Source organism: Arenibacter sp. F26102, from assembly GCF_023015865.1.
In the GTDB taxonomy this organism is placed as follows: Bacteria; Bacteroidota; Bacteroidia; order Flavobacteriales; family Flavobacteriaceae; genus Arenibacter.
The window spans coordinates 127,041-149,357 of record NZ_JALKBC010000015.1; the positions used below are offsets into that span (position 1 = coordinate 127,041).

At 37.6% G+C, this 22,317-nt stretch carries 18 protein-coding genes; 4 read left to right on the forward strand and 14 right to left on the reverse strand.

Translation table 11 applies throughout. From position 1 onward, the window contains the following. Positions 1 to 475 precede the first annotated feature (475 nt). Positions 476 to 2,932 (forward strand): carboxypeptidase-like regulatory domain-containing protein, encoded by a 2,457-nt coding sequence (locus tag MWU78_RS18375; RefSeq protein WP_247000474.1) that lies wholly within the window; start codon positions 476 to 478, stop codon positions 2,930 to 2,932. Between the two features lies 1 nt (position 2,933). On the opposite strand, the gene MWU78_RS18380 is transcribed toward MWU78_RS18375, so the two are convergent. Together MWU78_RS18380 and MWU78_RS18385 are read right to left on the reverse strand one after the other, a co-directional pair. Then, the gene (locus MWU78_RS18380; RefSeq protein ID WP_247000476.1) at positions 2,934 to 3,653 is read right to left on the reverse strand and encodes a LytTR family DNA-binding domain-containing protein; all 720 of its coding nucleotides are present in this window, start codon (positions 3,651 to 3,653) and stop codon (positions 2,934 to 2,936) included. A 118-nt stretch (positions 3,654 to 3,771) separates the two neighbouring features. Then, positions 3,772 to 4,848: a histidine kinase gene (locus MWU78_RS18385; RefSeq protein WP_247000478.1), complete on the reverse strand. Its 1,077-nt coding sequence runs from the start codon at positions 4,846 to 4,848 to the stop codon at positions 3,772 to 3,774. Positions 4,849 to 5,105: 257 nt separating this feature from the next. On the opposite strand from MWU78_RS18385, the gene MWU78_RS18390 reads away from it, so the two are divergent. Next, on the forward strand, positions 5,106 to 6,272 hold the full coding sequence (locus tag MWU78_RS18390; protein ID WP_247000480.1) for a hypothetical protein: 1,167 nt from the start codon (positions 5,106 to 5,108) through the stop codon (positions 6,270 to 6,272). A 202-nt stretch (positions 6,273 to 6,474) separates the two neighbouring features. Here MWU78_RS18390 and MWU78_RS18395 read toward each other — a convergent pair whose 3' ends face one another. The 8 genes from MWU78_RS18395 to MWU78_RS18430 all read right to left on the reverse strand — a co-directional run bounded on the left by MWU78_RS18395 (position 6,475) and on the right by MWU78_RS18430 (position 12,734). Continuing rightward, the gene (locus MWU78_RS18395) at positions 6,475 to 6,828 is read right to left on the reverse strand and encodes a hypothetical protein (RefSeq protein WP_247000481.1); all 354 of its coding nucleotides are present in this window, start codon (positions 6,826 to 6,828) and stop codon (positions 6,475 to 6,477) included. Between the two features lie 126 nt (positions 6,829 to 6,954). Beyond that, positions 6,955 to 7,665, reverse strand: coding sequence for a hypothetical protein (locus tag MWU78_RS18400; RefSeq protein ID WP_247000483.1), 711 nt, complete (start codon positions 7,663 to 7,665; stop codon positions 6,955 to 6,957). 117 nt (positions 7,666 to 7,782) lie between these two features. Continuing rightward, the gene (locus MWU78_RS18405; protein ID WP_247000485.1) at positions 7,783 to 8,793 is read right to left on the reverse strand and encodes a DUF4468 domain-containing protein; all 1,011 of its coding nucleotides are present in this window, start codon (positions 8,791 to 8,793) and stop codon (positions 7,783 to 7,785) included. 154 nt (positions 8,794 to 8,947) lie between these two features. Beyond that, positions 8,948 to 10,099: a tetratricopeptide repeat protein gene (locus MWU78_RS18410; RefSeq protein ID WP_247000487.1), complete on the reverse strand. Its 1,152-nt coding sequence runs from the start codon at positions 10,097 to 10,099 to the stop codon at positions 8,948 to 8,950. A 4-nt stretch (positions 10,100 to 10,103) separates the two neighbouring features. Then, a complete protein-coding gene (locus MWU78_RS18415; protein ID WP_247000489.1) occupies positions 10,104 to 10,520 on the reverse strand; it encodes a hypothetical protein in 417 nt (138 codons plus the stop codon). Between the two features lie 59 nt (positions 10,521 to 10,579). Continuing rightward, positions 10,580 to 12,100: a WG repeat-containing protein gene (locus tag MWU78_RS18420; protein ID WP_247000499.1), complete on the reverse strand. Its 1,521-nt coding sequence runs from the start codon at positions 12,098 to 12,100 to the stop codon at positions 10,580 to 10,582. Positions 12,101 to 12,115: 15 nt separating this feature from the next. Next, the gene (locus MWU78_RS18425; protein WP_247000501.1) at positions 12,116 to 12,409 is read right to left on the reverse strand and encodes a hypothetical protein; all 294 of its coding nucleotides are present in this window, start codon (positions 12,407 to 12,409) and stop codon (positions 12,116 to 12,118) included. A 34-nt stretch (positions 12,410 to 12,443) separates the two neighbouring features. Continuing rightward, a complete protein-coding gene (locus MWU78_RS18430; protein ID WP_247000502.1) occupies positions 12,444 to 12,734 on the reverse strand; it encodes a hypothetical protein in 291 nt (96 codons plus the stop codon). Between the two features lie 179 nt (positions 12,735 to 12,913). Between MWU78_RS18430 and MWU78_RS18435 the strand changes: the two genes are divergently transcribed. Both MWU78_RS18435 and MWU78_RS18440 read left to right on the forward strand, forming a co-directional pair. Further along, the gene (locus MWU78_RS18435; protein ID WP_247000512.1) at positions 12,914 to 15,010 is read left to right on the forward strand and encodes a tetratricopeptide repeat protein; all 2,097 of its coding nucleotides are present in this window, start codon (positions 12,914 to 12,916) and stop codon (positions 15,008 to 15,010) included. Positions 15,011 to 15,012: 2 nt separating this feature from the next. After that, positions 15,013 to 15,753 carry a LytTR family DNA-binding domain-containing protein gene (locus MWU78_RS18440; RefSeq protein WP_247000517.1) on the forward strand — a complete coding sequence of 247 codons (741 nt, stop codon included), beginning with the start codon at positions 15,013 to 15,015 and terminating at the stop codon, positions 15,751 to 15,753. A gap of 191 nt (positions 15,754 to 15,944) precedes the next feature. Here MWU78_RS18440 and MWU78_RS18445 read toward each other — a convergent pair whose 3' ends face one another. From MWU78_RS18445 to MWU78_RS18460, 4 genes are all read right to left on the reverse strand, one after another. Continuing rightward, a complete protein-coding gene (locus MWU78_RS18445) occupies positions 15,945 to 17,393 on the reverse strand; it encodes a carbon starvation CstA family protein (RefSeq protein ID WP_247000519.1) in 1,449 nt (482 codons plus the stop codon). 199 nt (positions 17,394 to 17,592) lie between these two features. Continuing rightward, positions 17,593 to 19,140, reverse strand: coding sequence for an arylsulfatase (locus MWU78_RS18450; RefSeq protein ID WP_247000520.1), 1,548 nt, complete (start codon positions 19,138 to 19,140; stop codon positions 17,593 to 17,595). Between the two features lie 26 nt (positions 19,141 to 19,166). Further along, positions 19,167 to 20,852 carry an FAD-dependent oxidoreductase gene (locus MWU78_RS18455; RefSeq protein WP_247000523.1) on the reverse strand — a complete coding sequence of 562 codons (1,686 nt, stop codon included), beginning with the start codon at positions 20,850 to 20,852 and terminating at the stop codon, positions 19,167 to 19,169. Between the two features lie 205 nt (positions 20,853 to 21,057). Further along, positions 21,058 to 22,248, reverse strand: coding sequence for a FecR family protein (locus MWU78_RS18460; RefSeq protein ID WP_247000524.1), 1,191 nt, complete (start codon positions 22,246 to 22,248; stop codon positions 21,058 to 21,060). Between the last annotated feature and the right edge of the window lie 69 nt (positions 22,249 to 22,317).

Here is a 22,317-nt window from a genome sequence, read left to right on the forward strand (position 1 = left end):
TCCCAAATAGGGTTCATTAAGCTCTGGTTTTGATATAAGACCGGAGCTTTTATCTTTACATGGCCTTTATTTACTGAGGCCTTCCTATCATAGTTATTAGTGGATAACTATATATTATATAATAACTAAAATCGTCTTTCATATTCGATATGAACAGCAAGTAATCCAATGATTTATTTTTTTATTCACTGTCAAACACACCTCTTTATTCATTTCGTTTTCAATCCGATACGTTAGAAAAACTTGGCCAAGGAAGAGTTAATAAATTGATTTACCGAAATGATAATTATAGAATAAATTTCACTAATTTTATTAATCATCATATTTGTTGATAGACCTAGGACTTTAAACAATTAAAGTTTCCGTATTTCAGGCTAATACTAACTTGATAACAGCTCAAAATTCCCTCCTTTGTTTGTGGATACGTTTCAAAACTATAGAGTTTTGATAATTTCATCATATAATCCAATCAGGGATGAAACTTTTCACTCTTGTTTTTGTGCTTATAGCTTCTACTTACATCATTTATGGCCAAACTGGACTTAAAGGACGGATTGTCGATGAAAATGGAAATGGATTACCGGATGTAAATATCTATTTACAAATTTTAAACACGGGCACAATCAGCAATCCTGAAGGTTATTTTGAACTTGAATTTGAAAATGGAGATTATGCAGTCATATTTTCTTCTATTGGCTATGCCAAAAAGACACTGAATGTTTCTATTAATAGTGAATTGAAGGATTTAGGTGAGATAACATTAATTTCTTCATATGAGGTTATGGATGAAGCCGTCGTTTCTGGCTCAAGGAGGCTTGAAAAAATTACCCAGGCCCCTGCTGCAATAAATTTGATCAATGCGACACAATTAGAGAATATTGTTGGCAGTCCAGAGGAATTATTCGCCCTACAAAAAGGTGTTGATTTTACCAGAATGGGTAATTTTTGGGGTGCTATAAGCATACGGGGCTTTAACAGCGATTTTAACCAAAAGATGTTAATTTTGGATGATAATAGAATTGCACATACCCGTATTCGAACCCCAGTGGGTCCAATGAGTGCCTTTGTAAAGGAAGATATAGAACGAGTAGAAATTGTGTTGGGGCCTTCCTCTGCCCTCTATGGACCCAACTGTTTAAATGGCTTGTTCAATACCATTTCCAAATCCCCCTTTAAATATCCAGGAACAGACGTTGTTATAGGTACAGGCTCCAATTCGTTGTTTACAACACGTTTGCGTCATGCCAGAGTTATAAACGACAAATGGGCCTATAAAATTACCTCGGAATATATCTCAGGAAGAGAAGAAATGTTTACCGACTCTGTTTATGTTTCAACTTCCACACCAGGAGAATTTGAAGGAAAAGCAGAGATTGGAGTAGATCGGAACATTTCTTTCGTAAAAGGATTGGCTTCCACAATTTATAAACCAACTGATGATAGTGAAATCGGATTGACTTATGCCATTAACCTCAACAACAGTAATGGTGGCGCCGGTAGGAATAATTTAAAAAATTGGAATAATTCAAGTCTACAGGCAACATATAAATCAACCCATTGGTTTGGACAATTTTATAAAACATGGATAATCCTGGAAAAATCCACAAGTGTTATAAGTAGAACTACAAATTTTTATACGCTATTAAACCAAGGGCAATCGGAGAGCGAAGCCCTTGAGAATTCATTGAAAGGTCCCCAACCAACCAGTATAGAGGAAGATTCTTATCGGCATAATGGTGAGGTTCAATACAAAAATATGTGGAGAGGTTTTGATTTAGTTACTGGTGCCCAATATCAAAAAGAACATGCATTCACCAACCACACTTATTTGCTGGATGAGGATGGCCCTATAGAATTATACCAATATGGTGTTTATGGCCAAATAATGTACGACCTTAATGCCACAGGAATAAAATTTATTTTTGCCGCCAGAGGCGACCAGAACAGTTTATTCGGTTTTAACTTTTTACCAAAAGCAGGTATTACCTACACAAAAAATGAGGGAACATGGCGTTTAACCTTTGGCGAAGGGTATACCGCCCCTACCCTGATCAATACCCATTTAAACTTAGCTGGTGGTATGGTTTTAGGAAATGGTGAGGGCTTTACTTTATCTGACGGATCGAAAATAGATCCCCTTCGTCCTGAAACCATTCAAACCTTAGAGCTTGGTTATAAGTCTATTTTTTTGGACCGAAAATTATTTGTGGATTTGGACGTCTATCACAACTGGTCCAAGGATCTTATTGGCCCAATCTTTAATATTGTCCCACAAGGCACTTCAGGTGGACCTGTGGTCACCCATAGAGGAAACAGGCCGATAAGCGACTTCACCCAAGGCGCTTCTCCAGGAATGCTTGATCCTGGAGCTGTTATCTATAGCAACATAAATTTTGGAGAGGTACGGACTTATGGTTTTGACATCGGTCTTAATTATTATTTCTCCGATAATTATAAACTTTCCCTTAACTATTCATTCTTCGATTATTCATTGAACAAGGAGGATTTAAAAAATGATGGAAATTTTGACGGCAAGGTTACGGATAACGATCTTTCTATTAATACCCCTAAGAATAAGATAAGCGCTGCATTGAACGCTCGCTTTAACAAATTTTCCGGCACCCTTTTTACCCGCTGGGTCCAAAAGTATGATTTCTTTTCAGGTAGGAATGTGGCGGCCAAAACCAATGTAAATAACATTTACAACAGATCCCCGGTTATTGAAGGACAGCGCGTGGGCGAACAATGGAATTATGGACCTTTAGGTGGATTTTACCTTAGCATCAATGGTAATTACCAACTATGGAAAACGATAAATTTAGGGGCATATGTCAATAATATTATCGGGCAGGGTAACTTTGAATTTGTGGCCACGGCACCTACCGAAACTACTTTTGGCCTGGAGGTGAAATTATCGCTTTTAAATAAATAGATCAATCCTCAAGGCCTGAAATGATTGATGTGTTGTCCGTTAACCTTTTAATTACCGTGGAATAGTTTCTGCCAATGGGCAGTTCAATTTTTCCAATTTCAACATCATTCTTAGTATAGGCTGTTACACTGTTGGTCGATACAATAAAGGAGCGATGAATCCTTAAAAATAAATTTTTGGGCAGCATTTTTTCGACGGCACTGATGGTAAGTTTCACCTTGACCACATCAGTTTTTTTATGGATCACTATATAATCCTTATAACTTTCAATGTAAAGAATATCTTCTAAAAATACTTTTACCATCTTCCGATCTGCCCTAAAATATAAAAACCCTGAGGCATGATCAGCGGTGGCCACATCAACAGTGGTAGTGTGGCAAAACTTGTTAACCGCCTTTAAGAACCGTTCGAAGGAAATAGGTTTCAGCAGATAATCAATAGCATCAAGTTCAAAGGCCTCTATGGCGTAATCCTTGTGAGCCGTGGTAAAAATAACTTTAGGGGGGTATTGAAGTGTCTTTAATAGCTGCGTGCCCAACAATTTTGGCATATTGATATCAAGAAATATAAGATCTATCTTTTCGTTGTTCAAAATATTGATTGCTCTAAATCCGTTACTACACGTTCCAACTATATTTAGCTGATCTAAGGACCTAATGTAACTTTCAAGGATCTTGATCGCATGGGGCTCATCATCTACAATAATACAATTATATTTCATCCGTCAATTCTTATTAGTTTTTTATGACATCAGGTATTCCAAAAGTTTAGGTGCGCTAGAACTTTAAATTCTAGTTGGGTTACTATATATAATTGTTTAGTACATTTTAAAATCTTATTTAATTTGATAAGGTTAAAACCAATTCGTCCTCATATTTTTTCTCCAATTCTTCCAAATTGATTTCAAGGCTTACCACAAAAACTTCCTCCAACATCACAGTTTCCAACGTATGATTATGTTTATATAATAGCTCCAGTCTTTGCCTTACATTTTGAAGGCCCAATCCTCCTATTCTGGTTTTTGCCTCTCCGGGATCTATACTGTTCACCAATTTAAAGCTCATTGTTGAACCGTCCATGGAAAGGTGAAAGCTTATCCAGCAGGTTTCTATCTGCCTACTGGTTCCGTGCTTAAATGCGTTTTCCAAAAAAGGAAGTAATAGCAACGGAGCTATCTGATATTTCCCAATGTCGCCGTTAATAGTTAAGGACAAATCCAATCTTTCACCATAGCGCAATTCCTCCAGCGATATATAGTTTTGCAATAATTCGATCTCCTTCAGCAGGGAGATTTTTGGAACGTTGCTCTCATAGATCATAAACCGCAAGAGTCCGGAAAGTTTCATCACAATCTCCGGAGATCTGGGAGAAGATTCCAAGGTATGAGAATACAGATTGTTAAGTGTATTGAATAAAAAATGGGGATGCAACTGCGCCTTCAACAGTTTTAATTCAGCTACCGTTTTCTGTTGTTCGGCCTCAATGGTACGCTTCCTTTGCAAATACCAATATTTTAACAACTTAATAGATAAAGCGATCCCTGCAACATGTAGAAAAGGCAATACGTTCCTGCCCACAGTTAAGGTCATTCCCTTAAAACTGTCTATGTCGGAACTCAATTGTAACTGGGCCAAAATAGTATAAAGAATACAGAACAACAAAACAACTAACAGCCCGACAAAAAAATGCAAAAATTTGTTTTTAAGGAGGAATTTTGGCACCAAAAAGTAGAGTAAGGAATACACCATAATAATATGTCCTGGCAAAAAATAAAGGGAGTTGATAAAAGACATTTTTGGATTTTCATTGAAGCCGAAGCCCCAGGCGAAATAGGTGACGATCAAGGCCCAAAAAACTAGGTGTAGCCCAACTATTCTCAGAGGGATGGAATCTTGGAATCGACGCAAGGTAGCCATAAGTTCCGTTTACAAAAAGTCTCTATTAAAGTTAAGAAATATACTCCACAACAAAAAATTTGATGACGAACAATCAGTTTTCGTAGATGGAAGTCCAAAATTGAGGCGTCTATTCATACGTCAATCGAAACTGGCCATATGTCCACCAAATTTAGCCTTCTACCCCACAATCAAAATTGGCCTTAACCTTTGAATTATTTTTAGGTATTTCAAGAAATTTCGAAAACTGATGAATTGGTACTTAAAACATTTGCATCATGAAAACAAAGTCCTTTTTAACAATTGTAGTCCTTGGCATTATGGCCTTGGGCATTGTTTCGTGCTCCAATGAGGATACAGGGGATTCTCAAAACCTACCCGTTTCGGCACCTATCTTTTACCATGTCGTTGATACCGTGTATACACCATTTTTCACTGCAGGTAGTTTTAGTTTCAACAATTTTTTATTTTGGGGGAATAACAAGGGAAACCTTTCCATTTCCGCACCAGATGGTGTCCAAATGAAAAATCAAGCTCCTTATGTGTTGTCTTGGGATAAAAATTTGGGTTTGGGAATTTATCCAGTCAACATAACAGCGAAAAACTCCGAGGGTTTCGCTGAGGATAATATTGTATTGGTTTCAGAGCTTGGCGGCGATTTTGTAATGACCTACAACCACAATTCTGAGTCGACCATACACGGAATGAGTATTCGGAAGCCGGTACATTTTAATGAAAAGGGTGAGTTATGGTATAACGATCCATGGGATTCAGGGAATTCCATTTCTGGTAGCTGGTCCTGTATCTCAAAAAATGAGATTGAAGGTTCATATTCAAAAAGTGGTCAAATTGATCAATATTTTCTCAAAGTCACTTTGAATTATGACAATTTAACTGGCTTACCCAAACTGAACGGTTATTGGTATGAAACGGAACCGGCGATGGGACAAGAAAAAGGGGTTATCTCGTTCAATTTTGATAGGGATTCCGAATTTGCAACTACCTACTACAGTCAGAATAAGCAATGGGACCCAAATTTTGCCTCGGAAGATTTCCCCCAAATATATCACCCTTTCGATTCCATAAAACAAAGCGATTTTGGTGGCTGGTTTACGGCCTATTGTGATGCCATCCCCAACGAAAAAGGTTACAGGCTATATCTAGGGGTTGATAAAAAAATATTTCGGGGTGTAGAAAATAGCAAGGAAACCTGGTCTTGGGTTTCTGATAACGAAATCCAGGGAACCTTTATGGAACATTCGGATTTTGTGGAATCTGAGGATAAGTTCATTACTTTTAAAGGTAGTGTGGCAATGGACCATCGTGGATTGCCTGTCATTTCAGGATATTGGTATACAGGCAAGGAGGCGGCTGAAGGACTGGAAGCAGGCAAAATTAAATTGTACTATGAAAATTGGGACGATTGGTGGGGAGAGGGTTGGTAAGGGTGTTTTATTGGAAAATAGACCCACCGCCTTACATAAACCATATGGTGATATAATATTCACCTCTTATCATGAATAAACATCCACTTATATTAAGAGGGTTGTATTGTGGTGGTGCTGGGGTGAATTTCACTGAACAGACTTTGGTTAAGTTAGTATCCTAAAACAATAAAAGTTTCGTAATACACTTATTTACAAGTAGTTATTTATTTGTAAGATTATTGCGGTAGATGGTGAGGCAATAGAGAATCATGCTAGGGCTTGTCATAATCTGCATAAGCCTGTATTTGACGCGGTGTTCTCGAGTAGTATGATTATAAAGACCTATAAATGGGCCTTGTTTGTTATTATCGATTAATAATTTTACAATGGTTATTTCATGCCCTTCACGACATGAAAAATTAAAATCTTCCAATTTAAAGGCATGTTCGCTGCCGTATGCATCTTCTAAAAAAACATTAATTTGCTCTACACTATTAATTTCGATGTTAGAGGAATAAGCATATCTATCGGAGTAAATGGTACCACCTCCAACGGTTTTGGCCAATGTTTTCACATCCAACACCTATCCTTTAAGCCATTGAAATTTAAAGTTTTTGTTGCTTATTTCAATTCGCTTTTCTCCAATCATTCTTTATTTTTTATTTTTCATAAACCAATTGGTCATAAAAAGACCAAATTCTCAATCTTTAACCTCCGTGAATTTCCCTTCCTCATAGATAAAGATAACTTCATCGCCTAATTTAGTATCGGGGTCTCCCCATGTGGTATCCCATAGACCTTCAATTTTAAAGACGAACTGATTATTGTAAAGTAACTTCTGAAAACTAAGGTATCTTACATATTTACTCCCTACATTGGCATCTATGATTGGTATATAATCTTTATTTTCTACCTTAAATACCAAAAAACTAAATCCCGCCCAATTTGCTCCAGAGTCGGAACTCATTACAGTATATTCCATTAAAACTTCATCAGTAAAATCCCCATCTATGTCCTGAAATTGGAATTTGCTCAAATAGGACCTCGTTTCTGGATTCGAAGTATGGATTTGAAAGGCCATAATAGCATCCACATCATTTTGGGTTTTAATTGGCAGATGCCTGTAATCCCAAGGGTCAATTTCCTCAATACCTTTCAATATCTCATTATCATACACCTTTTCCCCATCATCCAATTCTTCCGAGACTTCTTCGATTTCCTCCTTTTCTATTTTTTCTGTGCGCTCTACCGCCTCGATTTCTTCATTAATTTTGGCATTATCCTTTTCTTTTTCGAAATTCGAATTTTGGTCCGTTCGTAAATGTTCTGGTACTTCCTCTACGGTTTCCGGTTTTTGCTTGCAGTTCAAAAGAGCAAGTAGCATTATAAAATAAAAAATATATATTTTCATTTTTTTAGGATTATTGTCTATTTTTCAATTCCTGAAACCCCATTATCCATTGCTGATTCGAGCGGAACGCATTCAAGAACCACAGGAAAGGTAATTTTGGAGGTGACCGAGTATTTGTCACCAATCATCTTTTATTTTATTTTTTCCTGTCAATTCACGATTGATAGACTTGAAAATTGAATCAAGAAACGCGAAACCCTTTTCGTTATAAGCAGCTTGCTCATTTCTAGTCTGACTTCTTAATTGTTCCGTAAACATCTTGTCATTCAATAATGTTTGTGGATCTTTAAGTGTTAAATTCGAATAGGTTAGTTTGTAACGACCTTCCTTAAATTCTAACTGAATAGTATAAGGAAGGACTGAAGTCCCCCATTTGTTTAATGGTTCAACACCATAAATTTTGATGAACTCGCCCTTAACATTTGAGATGATTGCCTCTTCTGGGTTTATAAAGGTCTTGTTAATCCATATTAATGCACGATTATAGAGATTTTCTTTACTTACACCTGGAGCTTGGTAAATAATGGGGTTGGGAATCAATTGGTAATTCTCATCAAAGCCAAATTTTATAGTTGTTTTTGATGTTAATCCTGATTCTTCTTTTGAAGCTTGCGGAACTGTCGTTTTTACTATTTTTTCCGAGGTGGTCACGGTTTTGTTGTTGACGGTATTGGGTATTCCATTTATTTCATAATACCGATTTTTGGCTCGCTCGTTAAAAAGAGTCTCTATGATTTCTTCCTTCAAGTCTGGGGTTTTGTGGTGATATTCTTCCCAAAGTGCATCCCACTTCGCAGAGCCGCCTTCTTCGTTATGTGAAAAGTTTGACTCTTTAAGAAACTTTAGATAGATTGTACGCTGGTATTCACTGTACTCTTTCCGTAGCAATACAATAGCTGAAATCTGTTTCTTATCACAAGGCTCTTTACACATCGCCGTTTGAGCAACGTCCATAAGAACATCTAACGCGGCCACTTGTTTGACATAGGTATCAATATTGTCAGTTCCTTTAATGTTCAAAAGAACGTTGTCGGAGGTCGGCATATCGTAGAGATCCGGATTAACTTGCGCAGGTGCAGCTACACCTAAAAAAAGTAGTAATAGCCATAAAATTCTTTGTTTTATCATAACATTATTTCTAAAGTTTATGTTTTTCTCCAAGGTATAATGCGCTCCAAAACCCAAATTGCCTCTAAACCTACCTCATTACAAAAATCTAGAGGTATTTCTGCATGCAAGTGATTATGCGCATTTCATCCGATCAAGTGTTATGTTATTATCATTATTTCAACAACCCTCTTATTCGGTCCCGGTTAAAAGTATCACCTAATGATTCATAAATATTCATCAATGTTTGGGCAGATTGCATTGCATTTTTATCGATCTTAAAAGCAGCTTCCAGATAGGGAATGGCTTCTTTAAAAACTTGTTTTCGAAGTTCTTTCAATTGATCATACCGCTTATTGTCTATATCGGAACTCCCTAGACCGTTCATTTCATCAATAAGAACGCCTTCTTTCTCAAGTATCAACGCCGCCATATTCGTCAGGGCATTAACATAAGTTGGGTCCAATGCTATGGCTCTATTATAAAATGCTTTGGCACCTTCCAAATCACCAGAATCTGCCGTCACAACACCTAAATTATAGTAATGATTAGGGTTGTTGGGCTCTAAGCGGGTAAGGTCGTTTAGGAGTTTGACAAACATGTCTATGTCCTTAAAATGCAAATACAGACTGGCCTCATTTTTGATGAAATCGGCATTGATATCTTTAGGATGGTCACGCCTTACTGTTTTCATGAAATCCAAAGCCGTTCCCTTTTTATTTTGAGCAATATATACCTCGGCAATATTATTGTAAATGGATGTCCTGGTTTCTTGGTCCAATGAACTAATTCCATTGCCTAGTAGAAGCAAATAGTTATTGAGGGCTTTCTCATAATCTTCAAAATAGTGATAGATCTGGGCAATATGATTTAGAATCACAGGTTTTTTGGATTCAGATTTTTGAGTGAGCGGATCCCTGTAAAGACCGATTTTTAGCACGGAGTCCCTCATTTTTTCCGGCATCATCTCCATTTCCCCCGTTTTCTTGTTGACAGCCATATAATCTATAATAACACCATTGAACCCCATATTTATTAATTGTGTATAATAGGTAAGAGCACGTTTATAGTCTTTCCCTTTTACTGCACTCTGGGCAGCATGAAATAGCCAAAGTGTATCTTTTGGAACTAACCGGTAGGCGGCTTCCAATTTTTCACTGGCAGCCAAATAGTTACCGTTACTATTGTCTTGTTGCGCCTGTTCTACCAGTTCCAGAGCCTTTTTGGAAGCATCCACTACTTTTGGATTTTTAGAATCTTGTGCTACGATAGCTGTGGAAACCGCCAACAGGGATGTAACTGCCAGAAATATAATTATTGTTTTCACGATATTATTTTTTCGAGATAATCTTCAAATACAACAAGCCTTTTAGTGAAATCTGGAAAAGTTCACGAATAAGACCATAAATTAAGGGAGCAAAATAAGTAATGACCAGTACGCTCAGAAAACTCCCAAAACCGCCGGTAAAGGAATTGGTCCCAGCAATGATTGCGATAATTAAACCCACAGGGTATATGATGACAATTATGGCGTCAAAAATGCTAATGAACCATGTGTACAACGGGAAATCCGATGACAAAACACTTTCCTCAGAATCGTCTGCATCCGCATTGGATAAATGGGCCAGCGCATTTTTGTAAATTTTTAATGGCAGGGTAAATGGTTTGACAATGATGAGCTCCAATACTTTTATCAGCACTTTTCCGAAATCGATTTCTTGTGATTGAAGAAGTTGTTTTGTTTCCATGATTTGATTGTTTAAGTTGATTTTTATTATATAATAAATATTAAGGCTCGATTACAATCTTACCATTTGGACACCTCTCCTTTTACAATCATAAAAATACCTTCCTCGTTGATGTAGCCTTGCGTTTTATCCGATGAATTTTTGGATTTATCAAAAATTGCAAATGCGAGTTTCGATACGGGGTCAAAATTGAAATGATTGCCCGGTGAGAATTTACCATAGATCGCACGACCATTATCTACATCGATAAATCCATAGTTTCGGACATCATGAATCGAGTCAAAATAGAATTTTATTTTATTTGGACTTCCTGAACTAAGATATACGCTTATTAGTGTAGTAGGTAGTTCAACATCAACAGAACCTTGTCGCACATCTGTTATACCAAATAGTTTTAAAAATTCTTCTTTGGAATAAGTCTTTCCTTCCTTATCTCTTATTTTTTCATTTTGGCGTCCAGTAATTGCTATGGTATAACCATTATAATACGGACCATAGTAACTGCTATTAGTCTCTGTGAAAACAATTTCCCCTTTTTTGTCAATAAATGAATATTTATGCAACACGTCATGGTAATAAACCTTTGCTAGACCATTGCTAAACCGTTCAGGCCGCCTACTGAATTGTAGGGGTGTTAATGGTTTCCCGTTGGTATCGATATAACCGTATTTCATTTCCCCGAACTCATTTTTCGCTCCTACAACTGCAATGCCCTCCGAAAAAGGCATTGCAAAATCAAAAATGGCATTAACTACAATCTTATTTTCAATGTTTTTATAACCGTATTTATAATTATTGGCAAATAAAACCCGCCCATTATATAAAATGGCATCTTCGGAGGAGGAAATTGGACCTAATTCAGTCAATGTATACTTATTTCCCTCCTTGTCCACAAAAACATAAGTGTAACTATTGGATTTTATGGTTTTTAACCTCAAATAGTCGCCAATCACACGGCCGCCGTCTGTAACACCATAAAACTCTTGGAGATCTATGTATTTCCCTTTTGAATTTACAAACCCTGTCCCTTCTTTGCTAGAAAAGGCCTTATTTAGCAAAAAGAACCCATTCATTGATTTGTTTTGATAGTAATTAAATTGAAATTTATTAAAAGGAACTATAAACTCCCCTTTGGAGTTGATCAATGCCGTAGAAGTTCCTTTCCTGACAATAGCTGCTCCATCGTAAAACGGAAATAATTCATCCACATCCAAGACTACGGCATCGGGATGTACATCGCCAGGCTTTAATGAGTTAGGATTGCTAAGAGCAAGATTGGAAGTTTTTTTGTTAACACTATCCGTTCCAGTATTTTTTGTGTCTTTCGCAGTTTCAGTCTTCTCCGAATTGGAGTCCTCCGAATTGCCCTGAGTGTTTCCTCCTTGATTTTCTGTTTTGTCCTTATCTTTCTTTTGAAAGATTTTTTTGAAGAGTTCCGCCCCTTTTTCAACGCTCTCGCCAGTCTTTTCCACATCTTTTCCGACACGTTCAATTTTTCGTCCCGTAGTGCTTTGGGCAATAGGTGTGTTTGCCGTTAAAGAAAGCGATGTTATAGCGATCATTAAAATTTTTGATTTCATAATCCACCTTATAACTTATTCAATACAATATTTACCCATAAAGCCTCCGCCATCCAGACAACCATCTTTTGTAATGATTAGTAGTTGTGTTTGACCTGCAGTGGTCAACTTTACCTTTCCGTCCTCAACCGTGTATTCCACTTCAGCAGGACTCCCCATAAAAACCATTTCGGCCTTTCCACCGGATTTTATGGTAATCGATTCAAAATGTGCTTGACCTACTGATTTATATAAGCCTTTTTTAACGTCCTCACATGCGCATAATACAAGTGCACCAAGAGCAAGTATTATCATCGTTTTTGATTTCATGTTGTTTGTTTTTATACAGTTAATTAGTTTTTGATTATTCCTTACAATATTTACCCATGATAAAACCACCGTCCAGACAACCCTCGGTATCAATATTTAGTACTTGTGTACCCATGGCAGTGTTTATCTTTACTTCGCCTCCCACTTTTTCATATTCCGCCTCTACGACGGATCCCAAAAAAATTAGTTCTACAGTGTGTTTTGAGGTAAAAACAATTTTGTCGAAATGAGATTGGTCAGCACCCACATAAGTACCTTTCATTCGATTGCAACTGCCCAAAAACAAAACCCCCAGCAAAAAAAACATCAACATAATAGGTTTCATCGTGTATTGTTTATGATGTATAAATCTAGGTTCTAAAAAAGGAAATGACAATGACCGATTATTATATGCGCCGTTCCATTTATTTTTTGCGAAGATTGGAGCAATAACTGTGAAAATTTTATTAACTTTCACAGTACCAGACTAATCTACTATTGACTTCCTCCATAATAAAGAACAATATGAGGAAATTCACTTGTACCTTTTTGTTGGGTTTTCTGGCCGCAATTTGTTTTTCGCAACAAAAACAAATTGATTCCCTTGAACAGTTGTTGTTGAAAAATCCGCAACAAGATACCGTTCGCTTAAACTTACTTATCAACCTCTCTTATGACTATTATGCATTTAACCCGGATAAAGGCCTTGAGCGGGCCAACGAGGCCATAGAACTGGCATTGCGCTTGCAGCAAACGAAAAAGTTGGCCTCGGCTTATCAGCACAAAGGGCATAACTATTCCTCTAAGGGACAGGATACCATGGCCTTGGAAATGTACGATAAGGCTATAGATGTTCATAAGAAGATCGATAACCACACTGGGGTTGCCCGTACCACTTTTAATAAAGGTCTTATTTATTTTGGATGGTCCGATTATAAGCGATCGACTGATGCCTATCTCAAGGCCTACAGTGTTTTTGAGCAGGAAAAAGACAGTTTTTTGATGGCAAAAATGTTAAACTCCATTGGCATCAACTATATGTATGTATCAGATTATCCAAAAGCCATTGCACGATTTTTATCAGCTACAAGAATCTATGATAAAATAGGTACTACAAATGGAATTGAATATGCCAATATTCAAAACAATATTGGCCTGGTATATAAGCGATTGCAGAAATTTGACAAGGCACTCGCATACTTTGAAAAAGCGTTAGATCTTTATCAAAAAATTGACAATAAACACCAAACGGCGCAGGCATTGGGCAACATAGGCAATGTTTACGATAATTTGGGAAAATCGGAAAAAGCAATCAATTTACAACAGCAGGCTTATAAAATCAATAAGAGCATAAGCAATAAAAGAGGTACGGCCAGCAATTTAATCAATATGGGTATTGCCTACACCTCATTATCACAATACAACAAGGCACTGGAGTATCTTAACCAAACAAAAATTATATATGAAGAATTGGGCGACCTCGTAAATCTTGGAATAGTTCATTCCTATTTAGGGGAAAGCTATTTGAATTTGGTTGATGATCGTTTGCCGATAGGCGACCGATATGAAAAGGCCATCACTCACTTTAAAAAAGCATTGCAATTGGCAGTACAAACTGGATCGAAGGAAGATCAAAATGTGGCTTGGGAAAATTTGGCCAAAACTTATTTTCAAATGGGAAGATATAAAGACGCCTTTGATGCAAAGTATAGGGCCAACGATTTACAGGATAGTATTCGTTCATCGGAAAAAAGGGAGGAAATAGCCCTTTTGGAAATGCAATATGAATTTGACAAAAAAGAAGCCTTATCCCAAGCTGAACATGAAAAGGAGCAGGTATTGGCACAAACCCAAATAGAACGGCAAAAATTTATTAAAAAGAGCACTATTTTGGGGGGAAGCACTCTGATGCTGGCTACTATAGCTGGTTTAATCCTTTATAAGCGAAGACGGGATATCTTAACTGAAAAACAAAAAGCGGAGTTTGATACAGTGGTAGCCGAGACCCAGTTAAAAGCACTAAGGGCACAAATGAATCCACATTTTATTTTCAATTCTCTCAATTCCATCGGCGATTATTATTCTAGAAATGACAAAGATTCGGCCAACAACTATTTGTCACAGTTTGCCAAATTAATTAGGCTGACATTGGAGAATTCTGAAAAAAAGGAAATTCCACTTAGCGAAGATCTTCAATTATTGGAGCTATATCTGGAGGTAGAATCAAAGCGAATGGTAAATAAATTTACATTTGAGATTAAAATAGACCCCGCCTTAGATCCTGATAATGTTTTAGTTCCTCCCCTAATCCTTCAACCCTTTATAGAAAATAGCATTTGGCACGGAATTTCAAAAAAACAAGGGAAAGGACATATATTGATCCAGATAAAAAAAGAGGACCAATCTATTATATGCAGCGTGGATGATGATGGGGTTGGACGAAAAGCTTCCGTTGCCATAAATGAAAAAGAAGGGAAATCCATGGGCATGAAAATCACCAAAAGCAGAATTAATATTATAAACAAGCAAAAAAACTCCAATGCAGATATAGTGCTTATTGACAAGGCCGATAATATGGGACTTCGCGTCGAAGTAAAACTTCCACTGGAAAAACTTTTTTAATAATGATCAGGGCTATAATTATAGATGACGAACTCCATTGTATAAATAGGCTAACCGAGCTTGTGAAACCGTTGGAAAATGTAACGTTAGTAGGCGCCTATACTTCAGTGGAGGAGGGCTCACATGCCATACTAGCTCTCGCTCCTGATCTAATTTTTTTAGACGTCCAAATCAATGATAAAACCGGTTTTGATCTTTTAGAAAAGGTTGGAAAAAAGGATTTCGAAGTAATTTTCACAACGGCCTTTGATACGTACGCCGTTCTGGCTTTTAAATTCAGTGCTGTGGATTACCTTTTAAAGCCAATAGACGCTGATGATTTGATACAAGCTCTGGAAAAAGTAAATGAAAAATTGGACAAGAAAGATTTTGAAAAGAAGGTAGAGACATTACTGAGTAATTTAAATAAAAAGGACATACACAAAAGAATAAGTATCCCAACCTCCGAGGGACTCATTTTCATAGAAGTTTCGGAAATTGTTCGATGCCAATCGGACGTTAACTATACCAACATTTTTTTGAACGGAAACAAAAAAATTACGGTATCCAAAACCCTAAAATCTTTTGAAGCCTTGCTTTCCAATTGTAATTTTTTTAGAATCCATAATTCCCACTTAATCAACCTTGAATGCATTAGCAAATACACTAAGGGCAAAGGAGGCTATGTCACTTTGGTTGATGGTACATATTTAGAAGTTTCCACTAGGCGTAAGGAGGAATTTTTAAAACGATTGGCTCATTGACATTCTACCGCAATTTTGGTCTTTTGGTCTAATGTTAATTATAGTAGACCCTCAGTACCCAACTGTGACTCAATTGTAATTTAATCCTATAAACCAGTGGGTTTTGTATTTCTGTTTCCGCAATTAGTAAAACAAAAAAAAGGAACAACAGTTTCCCATTGTTCCTTTTGCAACTAAACTAACTCAAATTTTTATATGTTGGGCAAAGCCCTAAAATATCTTTGTCTTTTAGCGGTATACATCCAAAATATAATCGTCACACAAAGTGTTATGGAGGCCCCACCTATATATGCCAAATTATTGGCCAATTTAAACCCTTCAGGAGCAATTAAAATGTAGGTACTACAGACCATGGTCATAAAAATCGCTGGTAAAAAAGTTACCCAATAGGCTTTATTATTATACATAAGATAGGCCGTAATGGTCCAAAGCACCACAGTGGCCAAGGTCTGGTTGCTCCAGGCGAAATAGCGCCATATTATACCAAAATCTATCTGGGTAAGCGCGAAGGCGATCACAAACAATGGTAAGCTCAAGTAAAGCCTATTTTTTATCTTCTTTTGATATGTTTTAAACACGTCCGCGAGAATCAACCTAGCGGACCTAAAAGCAGTATCTCCAGAAGTAATAGGTGCCGCTACTATACCCAACAAGGCCAAGACCCCTCCTACACTGCCCAACATGTTTAGCGTTATCTCATTGGCGGCCCAAGCTGCATTATTGTTATTGGCCAACATTGCACCGTTGAGGGATTCCACGTTACCAAAAAATGTCATTGCCGCTGCGGCCCAGATCAGGGCCACAATACCTTCGGTTATCATGGTACCATAAAAAATCTTTCTCCCTAAGGTCTCATTCTTCATACAACGTGCCATCAAGGGGGATTGTGTGGCATGGAACCCTGATATGGCACCACAGGCAATGGTCACGAACAGTATGGGGAATAATGGTGTTTCAGATGGACTGATGGTCATATTGCTCAAATTGGCCGGCACAATTTCCGGGATGTGGTAGTCCCCATATAAAAGTGCAAACAGCAGCCCAATGGCCATCAAAAGCATGGCCATACCAAAAATGGGATAGAGCTTGCTTATCATTTTATCTATGGGCAAAAGTGTGGAGAGAATATAATAGACCAAAATAATGCCCACCCAAACCCATAGGTTCCACATATTCCCGGTCATGCCATCAATGATCTTGGCCGGTCCCATTAAGAATACCGTGCCGACAAAAATCAAAAGTATTATGGTGAAGTAGCGCATAAAATGCTTCATCCTTGGACCTAGGTATATACCCACTACCTCACTAATACTAAGTCCGTCGTGGCGCACAGAAAGCATGCCTGAAAAATAGTCGTGGACAGCTCCTGCAAATATACTTCCCAGCACGATCCATAGAAAAGCGGCAGGTCCGAACATGGCACCGGCTATTGCTCCGAATATAGGGCCAAGCCCAGCAATGTTCAGAAATTGAATAAGAAAAATTCGCCATGTAGGCAAGGGCATAAAATCCACATCATCCTGTAATCTTATGGCCGGAGTGGGACGATCTTTCTCCACTCCAAATATTTTCTCAACGAATTTTCCGTAAGTGAAATAGCCTAGGATTAAAACCGCTATGGAAACTATAAATGAAATCATGTACGATTTTTTTTTTACTCTACTATCTGACCTTTAGCAACCAGAACTCCTTTTAATTTATTATAATCCACATCTTGAACCATTGTATTTTCATCGATTGGTTTTTCTTTGCAGGAAAATATGAAAGATATCAATATCAACAGCACCGTTAAAAACAGTATGATTTGCCCATTATTTTTCATTAGTTTTCATTAGTTTTCTATTTTTCTGAGACTGTTTCAGTAATAATATCACGTAATTCTTTACGTAATTCCTCTGCCAAGTCACTATTCTCGTTGATTAAGTTTTGCGATTCTGATTCATCCTCCACCAGGTTGTATAATTGTCCTTCTAACTCATTATTATCTGGCTCGATGTATTTCCAATTTCCCTTTCGAAAACCCATACGATTATTTGAAGATTGAACCACCACCGATTCTCTAATATTTTTTTCTTCTCCCATAAGATTCATAGATTGGTCATAACTATCTACTGCAGCAGTACTGGGTAGTTCATACCCTATAATCGAACTAAGGGTTGCAACAACATCATTTAAGGCAAAAATCTTATCTGATTTGATACCTGCTGGAATCTTATCGGGCCATTTTGCAATAAAAGGCGTTCGAACCCCACCTTCCCAAATTGTCCATTTGGAACCTCTTAGATTACCGTTAGGGTGATGTTCATTTTTATCAAGGCTTTTTCCTTTGACATCTGATAAATTGTTACTTGGGTTTGCATTGTCAATGTGAATTCCTGTTCTCTCAAATTGAGACCCGTTATCACTAGCAAAAAAGATTAAAGTGTTTTCTGCTTGCCCTAAACTATCAAGTGTGCTTAATATCTCTCCAATATAGCTATCTAACTCAGACACATAATCACCATATAGACCCGCTTCTGTGGTACCTATAAATTCGTCACTAACCGATAATGGCACATGAGGAACATACGGAGCATAATATAAAAAAAACGGATTTTCATTACCTGCTTTAGATCGCTCATTTAAAAAACCAATACTTTTTTTAGTGATACGTTTAAGGTATTCATTGGCTGGTATAATTTCGATATGATCTTTATTTTCAGCCGAATCTATATTATAAAATTCATGTTGTAAAGCAGCAACTATATTATTTCCCTCCATAACCCAACATTCACTTGCGCAACTAAATCCGTACCAGTTTTCAAAACCATTATCAACAGGACCATCGCTTATTGGTTGTTGTAGATCAATGTTCTTACCATTATTCTCCGCCTTAAATTTACCGAAGCCAGCAGGTTTAAGACCATCTAAAGTAGGAAATCCAGCCCCTAAATGCCATTTGCCAAACCCAGCAGTAGTATACCCTACCTCCTGTAACATCTTTGGGAGTGTTAATTGACCCTCATCTATCATAGAGGGTTCATAATTTGATAAAACACCAGATTTTTTCCAACTTCTAAATGGGTATGTTCCTGTCATCAATGCATATCTAGACGGCGAACAAACTGAAACAGGGCAATACGCATTGGTAAAACTGATACCTTCAGAAGCCAATTTATCCAAATTGGGAGTAGGAATAAGAGATTTATCATTATATGACCCTAAATCTCCATACCCAAGATCATCTGCCAGTATTAAAATAATATTAGGTAAGGCTTTTGGCTCCTCTTTCAGGTTTGCACAGGAAACAAATAACAACGTACCTAGTATTACAATAGGATTTATTAAATAGCTACTACGGTTTAAATATTTGATTTTTTTAATATTATCTAATGATGGTAAATTCATGGAACAGTTATTTAGAAATTCTTGATTTATTCAAGACGTTGGCCATTTTTCAATAAGATGGATTTTAAACTCTCATAGGAAACATCTTGAACTGAAATTCCGGAATCGATTGCTAAGGAGGCTGCGGTTGCAGCAGACTCTCCTAAAACCATAAATACAGGTTCCATTCGTATAGATCCAAATGCAATATGAGTAGAGCTAAGACAAACTGGAACAATTAAATTTTCACATTCTTCTTTTTTAGGCACCAACGATTTATAACTAATAGGGAATGGATCAAACCCATGTGCTTCAACATTGCCTTCATTTTGGACATAACCGTTAGCATCTACGTAACGTTGTACGTTGTGCGAATCCATTGTGTATGCAGCCATCCCAATGACATCCTCTGCCTCTACCAGACCCTCACAATTACGCTGTGTCATAACATAATCGCTAATCATTCGTCTAGCCTCACGAATATATAATTGTTGTTGCCAACCATCTTCTCTTTCAAATTCATCCTTTGTAGTGCCCCATCTAGAGGCCTCATCACGCACTTCCTTCGGAATCCTCGGGTGATTGGCCAATGTCCACATTAAGCCCATCTGGTAGTTTCGATGGTCTTCGATGATTTTTTCCCTCTCAGCATATGAAGCTTCTGGATAGTTATAATTTTTTCCTATATAATCAGTTGAGAAACCAAATCTATTATTAGAATCGGTCTTGCGATTTGGCATACTGGAATTTATTAATGGTAATAAAGGACCATCTTTATAGTACATGTCACGTACCGCCCCCTTGCGAGCTTCATAATTTCTAAAAAGAAGCTCATAATCCAGTTCTTTATAATTCGTAGGTTTCAAAAACGGAATACGATTATCTGGATGGTCAGTTAAACACATTCTAAAACAATAAGCCTGAATCTTATTGTCCCCATCTCCTTCAACACCAGGTTTTTCATTTACATTGGGTAAAAGTCCGCTCTCTGGATTTCCTTTAACTATGTAGGGATCTACTCTTGGTATAAAATTGTGGTTAGCAGCATTTTTAGAAATCAAATGGGTCAAAGATATGTTATAATTGTTCGGTTGAACTCCATTTAGAGTTTCTCCGTATTCCTCGTTGCCCTCACGACCTATGGCATAACTAACTCCAGCTGTGGCTAAGAGATCACCTTCATAAGTTGCATCAAGGAATACTTTGCCTACAAATTTCTTCCCACTTTCCATTGTAATCGATACTATCTTCCCATCAACCTTTTTTACACCCGAATCCCTATTCAACCTCTCGTTATATATAACCTTAACCTTCTCTTGAGTCATCATATCATGATAAACAGACAATGCTGCTGAGGGCTCAAAAGTCCACATGGTAGGTTCCCCCTTTTCCGTCCGTGTTTGACCACCATCTTTGTATTCAGACTGCTGTTGCCATTTCCAATTTGTTGGGTCATCATAATATTTTTTGATGTTCTCATAAAACTCCCTAGAGATACCTCCAATTGCTTGCTTATTACCTATATCTGTTTGTCCCAATCCACCAGTGGTTAGCCCCCCGATCCGATGGGTAGGTTCTATTAGAACAACAGATTTGCCCATCCTACTACTTTGAATAGCAGCTGCTATCCCGGCAGAAGTGCCTCCATAAATAACGATATCGTATTTTTTTGTTTGACCGTTTGATAATTGAACGGTCATGAATAACAAAAGTAAGCCTAGTATTTTTTTCATCTTTCTCTTAATTGTTTATATTATTGATACCCCATAAAGGATATTACAGGCTCGTAATAAAACGGTAATAATTCCTTTTAAATTGGGGGTAATTAGTATTAGGAATATATTTTACATGATTATTTACCTTAAACGTTAAATCCTAGTGCCAAACGTTCATTTGACGGGTGAACTTTCACTATCAGGGAAATCTAAATTAAACGGGCTATTCCTCTTCTTTGTATCCGATTACGACCGTATTCTTATTCTGGAAGACAAAATTAAGTCCATACGTTTCCTTAAAATATTCCAAAATATTCACCAAGGGTTCGCTACCAAAGCTGGCGTTAAAGATTTCCTTGGCAAGCTCCGCATCATTATTAATAATCTTAACGTCATAATGTCGCTCCATTTTTTTGAGGATATTTTCAAAGCTCATATTCCTGAACACCAGATCACCCTGCAACCATGCAATATAGGGGGCCACATCTACATCCTGCACTTCAATGTTGGAGTCTCGCTGCCAGAGACTTGCTAACTGACCGGGCTGCATAATAATGTTTTCCTGTGTGTTATCTTGGATCGCCAGTTGTACAGACCCTTCTACCAATACCACACTGGTCTTCAAGTCTTCCGGATAGGCCGAAACATTAAATTCGGTTCCCAGAACATCGATTTCGAGATTCTCAGCCGCCACTTGAAAAGGACGACTATTGTCCTTAGAGACCTTAAAAAAAGCTTCTCCCGTCAAAAAAACCTGGCGATTGCCCGTTTTCGAAAAATTAACTGGATATTTTAAAGAGGAACCAGCGTTCATAAAAACCCTACTTCCGTCGGACAAGTTGAGCTCAAACCGTTTTCCATAGGGAACACGCAAGGTATTATACACAAGTTCCTTAACAACTTTATCCTTCTTCTGATAGGTAAGTTTCCTACCTGTTTGTCCGCCGATCACTTCCCCTTCCTTATCTGTAAGTCGTATTTGGCCATCCTCTGAAAGCACTTCTACCTTCCCATCTTCCCGTTCCAAAATAATGGAATTTTGGGTGGCGATGGGAGTCTGTACTTGCTCAATTGCCTCTGGAGTCTTGTAGAGATAAAGCGAGACACCGAGCAGGCCAACAAAGATAGCCGCTGCAGCCCACCAAAGGTTGGGTTTAGGTGGTCTTGGAGGAAGCTCACGTACCTGAGCCTTCCCTATCTTCGCACTTATCTTTGCAAAAAGGGCTTCCGCCTCATCTGCATTCGTAGTAAAGTCACCTGAACCGCTCATATTTAATACTTCCTGAACTTCGGGAAGCACTCCTTGATCCGGATTATCTTCGAAGTATTGCCGTAATATCTCAGTTTCCCTTGGGCTACATTGATTATTGGCGAACTTCAACAACAATTGTCTTATTTGGTGATCTTGTTCCATAACCTAAAGGTTTTTATACAATACAACGAAACCGCTATCGACTACTATTCCCACTGTTCTAATTTAATA